11 protein-coding genes and 1 pseudogene are annotated in these 14,399 nt (G+C 60.5%); 5 read left to right on the plus strand and 7 right to left on the minus strand.

The window, feature by feature from the left end:
* Positions 1-82: 82 nt before the first annotated feature.
* From era to lptF, 6 genes and pseudogenes are all read right to left on the minus strand, one after another.
* The gene (gene era, locus BLR63_RS17090) at positions 83-985 is read right to left on the minus strand and encodes a GTPase Era (protein ID WP_010564067.1); all 903 of its coding nucleotides are present in this window, start codon (positions 983-985) and stop codon (positions 83-85) included.
* Positions 978-1,667 (minus strand): ribonuclease III, encoded by a 690-nt coding sequence (gene rnc / locus BLR63_RS17095; RefSeq protein WP_010564066.1) that lies wholly within the window; start codon positions 1,665-1,667, stop codon positions 978-980. Before rnc ends, era begins: the two co-directional genes overlap by 8 nt.
* A 150-nt stretch (positions 1,668-1,817) precedes the next feature.
* Positions 1,818-2,672 carry a signal peptidase I gene (lepB, locus tag BLR63_RS17100; protein WP_010564065.1) on the minus strand — a complete coding sequence of 285 codons (855 nt, stop codon included), beginning with the start codon at positions 2,670-2,672 and terminating at the stop codon, positions 1,818-1,820.
* Positions 2,673-2,677: 5 nt separating this feature from the next.
* Positions 2,678-4,477 carry a translation elongation factor 4 gene (gene lepA, locus BLR63_RS17105; protein WP_042946587.1) on the minus strand — a complete coding sequence of 600 codons (1,800 nt, stop codon included), beginning with the start codon at positions 4,475-4,477 and terminating at the stop codon, positions 2,678-2,680.
* Between the two features lie 151 nt (positions 4,478-4,628).
* Positions 4,629-5,708: an LPS export ABC transporter permease LptG gene (gene lptG, locus BLR63_RS17110; protein ID WP_010564063.1), complete on the minus strand. Its 1,080-nt coding sequence runs from the start codon at positions 5,706-5,708 to the stop codon at positions 4,629-4,631.
* Positions 5,701-6,818 (minus strand): annotated as a pseudogene (lptF, locus tag BLR63_RS17115) (LPS export ABC transporter permease LptF). The gene lptG and the pseudogene lptF overlap by 8 nt, the downstream one beginning before the upstream one ends.
* Before the next feature lie 285 nt (positions 6,819-7,103).
* Here lptF and BLR63_RS17120 point away from each other — a divergent pair.
* From BLR63_RS17120 to rlmF, 5 genes are all read left to right on the plus strand, one after another.
* Positions 7,104-8,594 (plus strand): leucyl aminopeptidase, encoded by a 1,491-nt coding sequence (locus BLR63_RS17120; RefSeq protein WP_010564061.1) that lies wholly within the window; start codon positions 7,104-7,106, stop codon positions 8,592-8,594.
* A 159-nt stretch (positions 8,595-8,753) separates the two neighbouring features.
* Complete coding sequence (locus BLR63_RS17125; protein ID WP_010564060.1) at positions 8,754-9,182, plus strand: DNA polymerase III subunit chi; 429 nt, start codon at positions 8,754-8,756, stop codon at positions 9,180-9,182.
* A 7-nt stretch (positions 9,183-9,189) separates the two neighbouring features.
* The gene (locus BLR63_RS17130; RefSeq protein ID WP_042946586.1) at positions 9,190-9,582 is read left to right on the plus strand and encodes a hypothetical protein; all 393 of its coding nucleotides are present in this window, start codon (positions 9,190-9,192) and stop codon (positions 9,580-9,582) included.
* A 211-nt stretch (positions 9,583-9,793) separates the two neighbouring features.
* Positions 9,794-12,640 carry a valine--tRNA ligase gene (locus BLR63_RS17135; protein ID WP_010564058.1) on the plus strand — a complete coding sequence of 949 codons (2,847 nt, stop codon included), beginning with the start codon at positions 9,794-9,796 and terminating at the stop codon, positions 12,638-12,640.
* A gap of 112 nt (positions 12,641-12,752) precedes the next feature.
* Positions 12,753-13,775: a 23S rRNA (adenine(1618)-N(6))-methyltransferase RlmF gene (gene rlmF / locus BLR63_RS17140; RefSeq protein WP_010564057.1), complete on the plus strand. Its 1,023-nt coding sequence runs from the start codon at positions 12,753-12,755 to the stop codon at positions 13,773-13,775.
* A gap of 103 nt (positions 13,776-13,878) precedes the next feature.
* Here the strand turns inward: rlmF and BLR63_RS17145 are convergent, their stop codons facing one another.
* On the minus strand, positions 13,879-14,160 hold the full coding sequence (locus BLR63_RS17145) for an HU family DNA-binding protein (RefSeq protein WP_010564056.1): 282 nt from the start codon (positions 14,158-14,160) through the stop codon (positions 13,879-13,881).
* Between the last annotated feature and the right edge of the window lie 239 nt (positions 14,161-14,399).

Here is a 14,399-nt window from a genome sequence, read left to right on the forward strand (position 1 = left end):
GGTGGTTCAGTCACTTATTCATCAACTGACCCACTGCTATCGGGAGCAAGCCCCCTCCCACATTTTTTGCCCTGCGGTGTGCTTACAGGTCGCCGTAGCCCAGGGAGCGCAGTGCACGCTCGTCGTCGGACCAGCCGCCTTTAACCTTCACCCACAGGTTGAGCATGATCTTGGAATCGAACAGCAATTCCATGTCCTTGCGCGCTTCGGTGCCGATGCGTTTGATGCGCTCGCCCTTGTCGCCAATGATGATTTTCTTCTGGCCGTCACGTTCAACGAGGATCAGCGCATGGATATGCAAGGTCTTGCCCTGCTGCTTGAACTCTTCGATTTCGACGGTGATCTGGTACGGCAGCTCGGCGCCCATCTGGCGCATGATTTTCTCGCGCACCAGTTCGGCGGCGAGGAAACGGCTGCTGCGGTCGGTGATCTGGTCTTCCGGGAAGAAGTGCTCGTTCTCCGGCAGGTAGCCGGCGATCACACGCTCCAGGGCGTCGAGGTTGTGGCCGTGCTGGGCCGAGATCGGCATGATCTGGGCGTTCGGCAGTTGCTCCTGCAACCAGCTCAGGTGCGGCATCAGCTCGGCTTTGTCTTCGATGCGGTCGGTCTTGTTCAGCGCGACGATCAACGGGCCGGTGACGTACTGCACACGCTCGAGGACCATCTGGTCTTCGTCGGTCCACTTGGTGCGGTCGACCACGAAGATCACCACGTCGACGTCCTTCAACGCCGCCGAAGCGGTCTTGTTCATGTAGCGGTTCAGGGCTTTCTCGCCGCCTTTGTGCATGCCGGGGGTGTCGACGTAGACCGCTTGCACGTTGCCTTCGGTCTTGATGCCCAGCATGTTGTGGCGGGTGGTCTGCGGCTTGCGCGAGGTGATCGCGAGCTTCTGGCCGAGGATGTGGTTGAGCAACGTGGACTTGCCCACGTTCGGACGGCCGACGATGGCAACATAGCCACAGCGTGTTGCGGTTGAATCAGTCATGGCCATTCTCCACGCCCAGGGCAATCAGTGCTGCGGCGGCCGCTACCTGTTCGGCAATACGACGGCTCACACCCTGACCTCGGCTTTTTTCGTTCAGTAAGGTGATTTCACATTCCACGAAGAACACGCGGCAATGGGGCTCACCCTGGATATCCACCACTTCGTAGCGTGGCAGTTCGCACCCGCGCGACTGCAGGAATTCCTGCAGGCGGGTCTTGGGATCTTTGTTGGTGTCGACCAGCGTGAGGCTTTCGATCTCGGACGTCAGCCAGGCGGTGACACGTGCCTTGGCCGCTTCCATGCCTGCATCGAGGTAGATCGCACCGATCAACGCCTCAAGGGCATCGGCCAGGATCGATTCGCGACGGAAACCGCCGCTCTTCAACTCACCGGAACCCAGGCGCAGGTATTCGCCCAAGCCAAAGCCACGGGCCAGCACGGCCAGGGTCTCGCCCTTCACCAACCGCGCACGCAAGCGCGACAGTTGGCCTTCACGGGCTTGGGGAAAACGCTCGAACAGCGCTTCACCGGCGACGAAATTGAGGATGGCATCACCGAGGAATTCCAGGCGCTCGTTATTGCGCCCTGCAAAACTGCGGTGTGTGAGGGCAAGGACCATTAATTCCTGATCCTTGAAGGTGTAGCCGAGCTGACGCTCGAGACGACTTAAAGAAACGCTCACGGTTTACCCATATCTGTTTGGTGGCACCGGCGGCCATCGACGATTGACGCAGTGTTCAAATTCAAATCCTGGTTGGTGCTGCATGAGGCAGGACAGATTTGTCCCAGCCCCAGAAAAGCATTCGGCGCTGTGATCACAGCGCCGTCTGTATTACTTGATCAGCCCGACCCGCGAGAAGTTCGGCAGGTGGCTGAGCTTGGGTTCCGGCCAGCTCATCCAGACCGCGAAGGCCTTGCCGACGATATTCTCGTCGGGAACCATGCCCAGCAGGTCCTTGGGAATGGTGGGGTCATCCCAGTAGCGGCTGTCGTTGGAGTTGTCGCGGTTGTCGCCCATCATGAAATAGTGCCCGGCCGGCACTTTCCATTCGCCATCGGGCTGTGCACGGTAGCGGGTCATTTCCTTGCGGATCTGGTGCTCGACGGTGCCGAGTTTTTCCTGGTACAGCTCGGCGCTGCCCAGGGTGTTCGGCTCGATGCCCAGCAGCTTTTCGGCCACCGACTCACCGTTGATGAACAGGCGTTTGTCGCTGGTGTAGCGGATCACGTCACCCGGCAGGCCGACTACACGCTTGATGTAGTTGACGTTCGGATCGCTCGGGTAGCGGAACACCATCACGTCGCCGCGCTGCGGATCGCCGACCTCGATGACCTTCTTGTCGATCACCGGCAGGCGGATCCCGTAGGAAAACTTATTCACCAGGATGAAGTCGCCCACGTCCAGGGTGGGTTTCATCGACCCCGAAGGGATCTGAAACGGCTCCACCAGGAACGAACGCAGCACCAGCACGATGAACAACACCGGGAAGAACGACTTGCCGTATTCAACCAGCAAAGGCTCTTTGTTCAGCTTCTCGATCACCACGCCATCGGGCTGGCTGACGCTGCCTTGATAGGACGCGATAGCCGCCCGCCGACGCGGGGCGAAGAACACCAGATCGAGCAACGCCAGGAGTCCGCAAACGGCAACGGCGATGACCAGCAACAGCGGGAAATTTAGCGACATAGGACCTAACTATCCAACCTGAGCACCGCAAGGAAGGCTTCTTGTGGAATTTCCACGTTGCCCACTTGCTTCATGCGTTTTTTACCGGCCTTTTGCTTCTCAAGCAGCTTGCGCTTACGGCTTACGTCACCGCCGTAGCATTTGGCCAGTACGTTCTTTCTGAGAGCCTTGACAGAGGTCCGCGCAATGATCTGCCCGCCAATGGCGGCCTGGATCGCGACGTCGAACATCTGGCGCGGAATCAGTTCTTTCATTTTCTCGGTCAACTGACGACCTTTGTAGTGCGCGTTGTCCTTGTGCACGATCAGTGCCAGGGCATCGACCTTGTCGCCGTTGATCAACACATCCAGTTTCACCAGATTAGCCGATTGGTAACGATCGAAATGGTAGTCCAGCGAAGCATAGCCGCGACTGGTGGATTTGAGACGGTCGAAGAAGTCCAGGACCACTTCGTTCATCGGCAAATCGTAGGTCACTTGCACCTGGGTCCCGAGAAACAGCATGTCGTGCTGTACGCCACGCTTCTCGATACACAGGGTAATGACGTTGCCCAGGTGTTCCTGCGGCACCAGGATATTGGCGCGCACGATCGGTTCGCGCATGTCTTCGATGGACGACAGGTCCGGGAGCTTGGACGGGTTGTCGACGTAAATCGTTTCACCGTTTTTCAGCAACAGCTCAAAAATAACGGTTGGCGCGGTGGTGATCAGGTCCAGGTCGTATTCGCGCTCGAGGCGCTCCTGGATGATCTCCATGTGCAGCATGCCCAGGAACCCGCAACGGAAACCGAAGCCCAGGGCGTCGGAGCTTTCCGGGGTGTACTGCAACGACGAGTCGTTGAGGGTCAGCTTCTGCAGGGCTTCGCGGAAGTCTTCGAAGTCGTCGGAGCTGACCGGGAACAGGCCGGCGTATACCTGCGGCTGGATGCGTTTGAAGCCCGGCAGCACGTCGACGTCAGGGGTGCTGCTCAAGGTCAGGGTGTCACCTACCGGTGCACCGTGGATGTCCTTGATGCCGGCGATGATGAAACCGACTTCGCCGGCTTTCAGATCAACGGTGGCGGTATGTTTCGGGTTGAACACACCGACGCTGTCCACGAGGTGGATCTTGCCGGTGGATTTGACCAGGATCTTGTCGCCTTTCTTCACACGGCCGTGGCGTACGCGGACCAGGGAGACAACCCCCAGGTAGTTGTCGAACCAGGAGTCGATGATCAACGCTTGCAGCGGATCTTCGATGTTGCCGGTCGGGGCGGGGATGGTCTTGACCAGGCGCTCGAGCACTTCGTCGACGCCCAGGCCGGTCTTGGCGCTGCACTCGACGGCGTCGGTGGCGTCAATGCCGATGATTTTTTCGATTTCTTCCTTCACGCGGTCCGGATCGGCCTGGGGCAAGTCGATCTTGTTCAGCACCGGCATGACTTCCAGGCCTTGCTCGATGGCGGTGTAGCAGTTGGCCACGGACTGGGCTTCAACGCCCTGCCCCGCGTCCACCACCAGCAGCGCGCCTTCACAGGCCGCCAGGGAGCGGCTGACTTCGTAGGTGAAGTCAACGTGGCCGGGGGTGTCGATGAAGTTCAGTTGGTACTTGATACCGTCTTTGGCGGTGTAGTACAGGGTGACGCTGTGGGCCTTGATGGTGATCCCGCGCTCGCGCTCGAGGTCCATGGAGTCCAATACCTGGGCTTCCATTTCACGCTCGGCAAGGCCGCCGCACATCTGGATGAATCGATCGGCCAGCGTCGACTTGCCATGGTCAATGTGGGCGATGATGGAGAAATTGCGGATATGACTCAAATCACTCACGGATCAACACTCAAAAAGGCTGCAGGCAGATTGCCCGCTGAAAAATAGCCGGGAATTGTACCTGAAGCTCAGACCAGACGTCATCTTTGCTGACCAGAACAAAAATGCCCCGATCGCTCGACCGGGGCATTTTTTGTTCATAAGCGCAGCATCAACCGGCGCGACGCAACAGCCACAACCCGGCCAGGGCGCAGATGGCGGTGGGTACCAGCACCGCAAACAGCGGTGAGAAACCGAACACCAGGCTCGATGGGCCAAGCAGGTCCTGGGCGATACGGAAGGTGAAGCCCACCAGCACGCCGGTGAATACACGCTGCCCCAGGGTCACGGAGCGCAACGGGCCGAAGATGAACGAGATCGCCATCAGCACCAGCGCGGCGGTCACCACCGGCTGCAACACCTTGACCCAGAACGCCAGCCAGTAACGACCGTTATTCAGGCCCTGCTCCTTGAGGTAATGGATATAGCCCCACAGCCCGGAGATCGGCAGGCTTTCAGGGATCATCACCACCGTGTTGAGCAGTTCCGGCTTCAGCGCGATATCCCACTGTTCGGTCGGCACATTGATGACTTCGGTGCTGGCCTTGGTGCCTTGGCCGACATTACGGAAGTAGGTGGTGGTGACATCGCTCAACTGCCACTGTTCGGCGCTGTACTGCGCACGTTTGGCGAAGCTGGACGACAACATGTGGCGCTCTTTGTCGAACGTGTAGCGCGTCACCCCAAGCAACAGGCCGTCGGGCTGCACGGCGTTGATGTGGATGAATTCGTCACCCTGACGGTGCCACAACCCGTGCCGGGAGCTTTGCGCATCGCCCGAGCCCTGGGCCAGGGCACGGTTGGCCTGGGCGGTGGTTTCGGCCGGTGGCGCCACGTATTCGCCGATCAGCACGCTGCACAGCATCAGCAGCAACATGGGTTTCATCACCGCCCAGACGATACGACCAATGGACACCCCGGCGGCGCGCATGATGGTCAGTTCGCTGTTGCTGGCCAGGCCGCCCAGGCCGATCAGGCAGCCGATCAGCGCGGCCATCGGCATCATGTCGTAGAGGCGACGCGGCGCGGTGAGGGCCACGTAGCTCAGCACATCCCACACGGTGTAGGTGTCGCTGACGTTGCCCACTTCATCGATGAAGGCGAACAACGAAGCCAGGCCCAGGATGATGCCCAATACCGCCAGGATGGCGATCAGTACGCTGCTACCAATATAGCGATCGAGCTTAGCCACGAGCCAACTCCTTCTGGCCACGATGGCTCATCATTTTCAAGCGTAGGGGCTCCCAATAAAGCAGCCCCAGGCCGATCATCAGGAAGATCCCGTGTACCCACCACAGGCCGAGGAGCGGCGACAGCTTGCCTTTCTCCAGGGAGCCACGGGCGGAAATCAGGATAGTCAGGTAAGCCATGTACAGCAGGATCGCCGGCAACAGCTTGAGGAAACGTCCCTGGCGCGGGTTGACGCGCGACAGCGGCACCGCCATCAGGGTCACGATAAACACCAGCAGCGGCAGGGAAATACGCCATTGCAGTTCGGCGATCGAGCGCAACTCCTTGCTGCCCAGCAGCTCGGATGTGGGGAGAGCGTCGCGGTCGGTGACTTCGTCGCTGATATCCGGGCGAGCCAGCATCGCGCCATAAGTGTCGTACTTGATCGCACGATAATCAGCCATGCCGGGGCTACCGTCGTAGCGATAGCCATTTTCCAGAATCAGGTAGCGGCTGCCGTCAGGACGCACTTCCTGGCGACCGGAATCGGCCACCAGTACGGAAATACCACGGTCTTTCTTGTCCTGGCCCAAACGTTTCTCGGAGATGAACACACCGCCCAGATTGGCGCGATCGTCGGTCAAGGTTTCCGTGTAAGTCACCCGCGAACCGTCACTGAGCGCCTGGAAGCGGCCGGGTTCAAGGGTATCGAACTCAGTCATCGCATCCTGTTTGTTCAATACCAACTGAAATTGCATGGCGCCCTGGGGGCCAGGCTCAGGCTCAGCCAGGCCACGATCAGCGCGACGCCGGCGGCCGGGATCATGGTCATGCCCAGCAGGCGCTGCTGGCTCATGCCGGTGGCCGAGAGCACGGTCATTTCGCTCTCAAGGTACAGACGGCCATAAGCCAGCAGAATCCCGAGGAACAGGCCCAAGGGCAGGATCAGTTGCAGGAACCCCGGCAGGCGAAAGCCCATGATCAGGAACAGCGAGCCCGGGTCCAGGGCGCCGGAGGCAGCCTGGGCCAGGTATTTGACGAAACGACCACTCATGATGATGACTAGCAACACCGCACTCACGGCACTCAGGGTCAACAGGACTTCGCGGGACAGATAACGGAAGACGATCAAACCAGACACTCCAGGGTTGTCAGGCTAAGGCGGCCAAACAAGCAAGCATACCGAGTCAGCCCGTTTCAAAGGGGCCGGCTAAAAAGATGGCGCATTATCCTGTGATTGACCGCGCCTGTCACGGAGCTTGCTCACGCGCAGGCACAAAGCGTGCACCAAGGGTTGTCAGGCTCCGCCGGCGAGGTTCAAACTGCGGCCTTTGCCGCTGGCGGTTTACACGGCTGCCGCGCTTTAAAGCCTGGTTACGAATGCCAGGCTCTCAGACCTTTATAAAGGGACCCGAACATGGAATTGGTTGTAAAAAGCGTTAGCCCCGAAACGTTGAAAACCGCCACCCTCGTGGTCGCCATCGGCGAAGGCCGCAAGCTCGGCGTCGCCGCCAAGCAACTCGACGAACTCAGCGGCGGCGCGATCAGCGCCGTCCTCAAGCGCGGCGACCTGGCCGGCAAAGTCGGCCAGTGCCTGCTGCTGCAAAGCCTGCCCAACCTGAAGGCCGAGCGCGTATTGCTGGTGGGCGTGGGCAAGGACGCCGAACTCGGCGACCGCCCGTTCCGCAAGATCATCAGCGCCATCCTCGGCACCCTCAAGGGCCTGGGCGGCAGCGATGCAGCGCTGGCCCTCGATGAAATCGTCGTCAAAGGCCGCGACAGCTACGGCAAGACCCGCCTGCTGGCCGAAAGCCTGGTGGATGGCAGCTATATTTTCGACCAGTTCAAGAGCCAGAAAGCCGAACCCCGCGCCCTGAAGAAAATCACCCTACTGACCATCAAGGCCGCCCAGGCTGAAGTCGAACGCGCCGTGACCCACGCCCAGGCCATCGCCAACGGCATGTCGTTCACCCGCGACCTGGGCAACCTGCCGCCGAACATCTGCCACCCGACCTACCTGGGCGAACAGGCCAAGGCACTGGGCAAAGAGTTCAAGGGCTTGAAAGTCGAAGTGCTGGACGAGAAAAAAATCAAGGAACTGGGCATGGGCTCGTTCTACGCCGTGGGCCAGGGCAGCGACCAGCCACCGCGCCTGATCGTCATGCAATACAACGGCGGCAAGAAGTCCGAGAAGCCTTATGCCCTGGTCGGTAAAGGCATCACCTTCGACACCGGCGGCATCAGCCTCAAGCCGGGCCTGGGCATGGACGAAATGAAATACGACATGGGCGGCGCCGCCAGCGTGTTCGGGACCCTGCGTGCCGTGCTGGAACTCAAGCTGCCGATCAACCTGGTGTGCATCCTGGCCTGCGCCGAGAACATGCCGAGCGGCGGCGCGGCCCGTCCGGGCGACATCGTCACCACCCTGAGCGGCCAGACCGTGGAAATCCTCAACACCGACGCCGAAGGCCGCCTGGTGCTGTGCGATGCCCTGACCTACGCCGAGCGCTTCAAGCCGCAAGCCGTGATCGACATCGCCACCCTGACCGGCGCCTGCATCGTCGCCCTGGGTTCCCACACCTCCGGCCTGCTAGGCAACAACGACGAGCTGATCGAGCAACTGCTCAGCGCCGGCAAATCTGCCGACGACCGCGCCTGGCAACTGCCGCTGTTCGATGAATACCAGGAACAACTGGACAGCCCGTTCGCCGACATCGCCAACATCGGTGGGCCGAAAGCCGGCACCATCACCGCAGCGTGCTTCCTGTCGCGCTTCGCCAAGAACTTCAACTGGGCGCACCTGGACATCGCCGGTACCGCCTGGACCAGCGGCGGCAAGGACAAGGGCGCCACTGGCCGTCCGGTGCCGTTGCTGACCCAGTACCTGCTGGACCGCGCCAAGGCCTAAGCATCACTGACCGGCCACGGCCCGCTGTAGGAGCGAGCTTGCTCGCGAAGATCATCAACGATAACGCGTTCATGCTGAATGAACGCATCGTCCTCAGGTTTTTCGCGAGCAAGCTCGCTCCTGCAGTAAGCCGGCGCGACGGCAGTTCCAGGAAATGCAATGACCCAAGTCGACTTCTATATATTGCCCAGCGCCGACCCGCTCGCGCGCCTGGACTTTGCCTGCAAACTCACCGAAAAAGCCTGGCGCATGGGCCACCGCATCTACCTGCATTGCAACGATGCCGCCCAACGCGACGAGCTCGACGCCCGCCTGTGGCGCTTCAAGGGTGAAAGCTTCGTGCCCCACGGCACTGCCGAATCGGAACCCGAAGGCCAGGTTGTCCTGGGCCTGGGCGAAAGTTGCGGCGATCACCATGACCTGCTGATCAACCTGGACCTGAAAGTACCGCCGTTCGCCAAGGCCTTCGCCCGTGTGGCGGAAGTGGTGGTGGAGGATCCGGCTATTCGTCAGGCCGCGCGGGAGAGTTTCCGTTTCTACCGCGAACAGGGCTATCCTTTGCAAGATCACCGGCTACAACGACTTTGAGCACATGATGGACACTCCCAACCCTATAAAAAAAGATGGCCACCTGCTGGACGACCTGGAGTCGATCCGTCAGTTGCTGGGTGATGATGGCTTGCAACCGCCGCTGCTGACCGAAGCAGTCAATGGCGAAGTACAGATTCCGCTGTTGTTCGACATGGTTGGCAGCAAGCCGGACGCGCCGCAACCGCCTGTCGAAGCCCCCGTGCCCCCGCCCGTCGCCCCTGCTGCCGCCGAAAAAAGCGCCGACGCCCTGTTGCTGCACCTGGATAACGAACTGCGTGCCGCCGCCCAACTGATCATGCAAGACGTGATCGACGACTTTGCCCCGCATATCGAAACCGAGATCAAGCGGCGCATGGATGCGCGGATGGAGCGGTTGCTCAGCCAATACCAGTCCTGAGCCCCCCACATCCCTCTGTGGGAGGGGGCTTGCTTCCGATGGCGGTGGGTCAGTTTATGGCGAGGGAGACTGACACGCCCTCATCGGGAGCAAGCCCCCTCCCACACTCGATCGCATGCACCTTAAGCCTGTCTTCACCTCGCCCTGCGCCCTATCCCCCGTTATACTTGCCGGCTTTCCTGAATTAATGCCAACTAGGGTCCCGCCGCGCATGGATAAGACCTACCAGCCGCACGCTATTGAAACTTCCTGGTACCAGACCTGGGAGTCCGAGAATTATTTCGCTCCGCAAGGCGCGGGCGATTCCTACACCATCATGATTCCGCCACCGAACGTCACTGGCAGCCTGCACATGGGCCATGGCTTCAACAATGCGATCATGGATGCACTGATCCGTTTCCGCCGCATGCAGGGCCGCAACACCCTGTGGCAACCGGGTACCGACCACGCCGGTATCGCCACCCAGATGCTGGTGGAACGCCAACTCGAAGCCACCGGCCAGAGCCGTCACGACCTGGGCCGCGAAAAATTCCTGGAGAAAATCTGGGAATGGAAGGACCAGTCCGGCGGCAACATCAGCCGTCAGATCCGTCGCCTGGGTTCGTCCGTCGACTGGAGCCGCGAGCGCTTCACCATGGACGACGGCCTGTCGGAAGCCGTGAAAGAAGCTTTTGTGCGCCTGCATGAAGACGGCCTGATCTACCGCGGCAAGCGCCTGGTCAACTGGGATACCAAGCTGCACACGGCGATTTCCGACCTCGAAGTGGAAAACCACGACGAGAAAGGTTTCCTGTGGAACCTCAAGTACCCGCTGGCCGACGGCGCCAAGACCGCTGAAGGCAACGACTACCTGATCGTCGCCACCACCCGTCCGGAAACCATGCTCGGCGACGCCGCCGTGGCCGTTAACCCGAACGACGAGCGCTACCAGGCCCTGATCGGCAAGTTCGTCGAGTTGCCGCTGGTCGGCCGCCGTATCCCGATCATCGCCGACGACTACTGCGACCCTGAATTCGGCACCGGCTGCGTGAAAATCACCCCAGCCCACGACTTCAACGACTACGAAGTCGGCAAACGCCACAACCTGCCGCTGCTGAACATCTTCGACAAGAATGCTGCCGTGCTGCCGGCCTGCCAGGTGTTCAACCTCGATGGCACGCTGAACGACAGCATCGACGGCAAGATCCCGGCCGAATACGTCGGCCTCGACCGCTTCGAAGCGCGCAAGCGGATCGTTGCCGACTTCGACGCCGCCGGCCTGCTGGTCAGCGTCGACGATCACAACCTGAAAGTGCCGAAGGGCGACCGCTCCGGCACCATCATCGAGCCGTGGCTGACCGACCAGTGGTACGTGTCCACCAAACCGCTGGCAGAGCCTGCCATTGCAGCGGTGGAAGACGGCCGCATCCAATTCGTGCCTAAACAGTACGAAAACATGTACTTCTCGTGGATGCGCGACATCCAGGACTGGTGCATCAGCCGTCAGCTGTGGTGGGGCCACCGCATTCCGGCCTGGTACGACGAGTCGGGCAAGGTCTATGTCGGCCGCGACGAAGCCGAAGTTCGCGCCAAGCACAACCTCGGCCCGGACGTGGCGCTGCAACAGGACAACGATGTTCTGGACACCTGGTTCAGTTCGGGCCTGTGGACCTTCTCCACCCTGGGCTGGCCGCAGCAGACCGAATTCCTGAAGAAATTCCACTCCACCGACGTGCTGGTCACCGGCTTCGACATCATTTTCTTCTGGGTTGCCCGGATGATCATGCTGACCATGCACCTGGTGAAGAACGAAGACGGCACGCCGCAGGTACCGTTCAAGACCGTGTACGTCCATGGCCTGGTGCGTGATGGCCAGGGCCAGAAGATGTCCAAGTCCAAGGGCAACGTCCTGGACCCGCTGGACATCATCGACGGCATCGACCTGGAAACCCTGGTGCAGAAACGCACCTCGGGCCTGATGCAGCCGAAACTGGCGAAGAAGATCGAGAAGCAGACCCGCGAGGAGTTCGCCGACGGCATCGCCAGCTACGGCACCGACGCCCTGCGCTTCACTTTCTGCTCGCTGGCGTCCACCGGTCGCGACATCAAGTTCGACATGGGCCGCGTCGAAGGCTATCGCAACTTCTGCAACAAGATCTGGAACGCTGCGCGCTACGTGCTGGATAAAGGCGAAGACTGCGGCCAGAACGGCGAAGAAGTCGAACTGACCCTGGCCGATCGCTGGATCATCTCGCAACTGCAGCGCACCGAAGCCGAAGTGACCCGTCAGCTCGACCAGTTCCGTTTCGACCTGGCCGCGCAGGCCTTGTACGAGTTCATCTGGAACCAGTATTGCGACTGGTACCTGGAACTGTCCAAGCCGGTGCTGTGGGACGAAAACGCGCCGATCGAACGCCAGCGCGGCACCCGTCGCACCCTGGTGCGCGTGCTGGAAGTGGCCCTGCGTCTGGCCCACCCGTTCATGCCGTTCATCACCGAAGAAATCTGGCAGCGCCTCGCGCCGCTGGCCGGTATCCAAGGCAAGACCATCATGCTGCAGCCTTGGCCGGTGGCCAACGAAGCCCGCATCGATGAGGCCGCCGAAAGCGATATCGAATGGCTCAAGACCCTGATGCTCGGCACGCGCAACATCCGCGCCGAGATGAACATCGGGCCTGGCAAACCACTGGCCGTGTTCGTGAAGAACGCCAGTGCCGAGGATCAGCGTCGCCTCACCGAGAACGATGCCCTGCTCAAGAAGCTGGCGAAGCTGGAGTCGATCACCGTATTGGCTGACGGCGCCGAAGCACCGCTGTCCGCCACCGCGCTGGTCGGCGACATGGAAGTGCTGGTGCCGATGGCCGGCCTGATCGACAAGGGCGCCGAACTGGCCCGTCTCGACAAGGAAATCCTGCGTCTGCAAGGCGAAGTGCAACGGGTGGGCGGCAAGCTGTCCAACGCGGCGTTCGTCGACAAGGCGCCGGCTGAAGTGATCGAGAAAGAACGCGCCAAGCTGGCCGAGGCTGAACAGGCCTTGGGCAAGTTGGCCGAGCAACATGCGCGGATTTCCAGCCTGTAAGGGGCAAGCCGTATAAAAAGAGAGACCTTCGGGTCTCTTTTTTTTTGCCCGCCATAACAAGCTGGGGAATGTGGGACAATGCCCGCCACTTTGAGCCAACACCAGAATCAACATGACCGCCCCGAGCACACCCAAACCTGCGCGCAAGAAGCCTAAAACCGCCACCCCGGCCAAACCCGTGGTGCCGCGTAAAGAAGCGACCCTGCACCCACGCAACCGCCACCAGGGCCGTTACGACTTCCCGGCGCTGATCAAGACCACGCCGGAACTGGCGCAATTCGTGATCATCAACCCCTATGGCAAGGAAAGCATCGACTTCGCCAGCCCGGACGCGGTGCGGGTGTTCAACCGGGCGCTGTTGAAAGCCTTCTATGGCATCCAGCATTGGGACATCCCGGCGGACTACCTCTGCCCACCAGTGCCAGGGCGTGCGGACTACGTGCATTTCCTCGCCGACCTGCTGGCCAGCGTCAACGGCGGTGAGATTCCCCGCGGTGCGCCGGTCAAGGTGCTGGATATCGGCATGGGCGCCAACTGCGTCTACCCGCTGATCGGCTACAGCGACTATCGCTGGCACTTTCTCGGTTCGGAGATCGATCCGACAGCCGTCGCGGCCGCCAAGGCCATCGTGCAGTCCAACGGGCTGAACAAGGCGATCCAGTTGCGCCAGCAGACCAACCCCAAGCACATCCTGCTGGGCCTGCTGGAGCCGGGCGAGCGTTTTGACCTGACCATGTGCAACCCGCCGTTCCATGCATCCATGGACGAAGCCACCAAAGGCAGCGAGCGCAAGTGGCGCGCGCTGGGCAAGGCAGACCCCAAACGCAAATTGCCGGTGCTGAACTTCGGTGGTCAGTCGGCCGAGCTGTGGTGCGAAGGCGGTGAAGCACGCTTTGTGACGCAACTGATCGCCGAGAGCGCGCATTTTGCCCACAAGGTCTTGTGGTTCAGCACCCTGGTATCGAAAGCGTCGAACCTGCCCGCCATCGAGATCGCGCTGAAAAAAGCCGGTGTGCTGGAAAGCCAGGTGGTGGAAATGTCCCAGGGTCAGAAGCAGAGTCGCTTCGTAGCCTGGACCTTCCAGACCAAAAGCGAGCAACAGGTATGGCGCCAGCGCTGGGCGCGCAAAGACTGAACCCTGTGGCGAGGGCGCTTGCTCCCTCGCCACTGCGCACAAATCGCAGGCAACAAAAAACCGTGCCCGGATCGCTCCGGAGCACGGTTTTTTTTGCTGCGTCTTACTTGTTAACAGCGTCGGTCAGGCTTTTGGCCACAACCAGCTTGATAACTTTCTTGGCAGCGATTTCGATGGCAGCGCCAGTCGAAGGGTTACGGCCAGTACGGGCAGGACGCTCGGTCACTTTCAGTTTGCCAACGCCTGGCAGAGTGATTTCGCCGCCGTTTTCCAGCTGGTCAGCAACAACTTGGCTCAGTTGGTCCAGCAGAGCGCGCACGGTGGTTTTCGGTGCGTCTACTGCTTCAGCCAGGTCAGCGATCAGTTGGTCTTTAGTAATAGCCATTGTGGTGTTCCTTCCCTATCAAATTCATATGGATTGCAGAGTGCAGTGTCAGCCGTCGAGCCCGACCGTCATGGCCTGGCCCCCCCGGCTATAACCTCGGAGATCGGGGTTATAGATGCTTGAAACGGGGATTGGTTCGACCTGACAGATGCTGAATGCACGCTTAACGCCGAGTCATGGCGTAAGACCGGGCAAAACTAGCACAGAGACGGGGAAATATCCGCCTCAACATACCCATT

Source organism: Pseudomonas extremaustralis, assembly GCF_900102035.1.
GTDB classification, from domain to species: Bacteria; Pseudomonadota; Gammaproteobacteria; order Pseudomonadales; family Pseudomonadaceae; genus Aquipseudomonas; species Aquipseudomonas extremaustralis.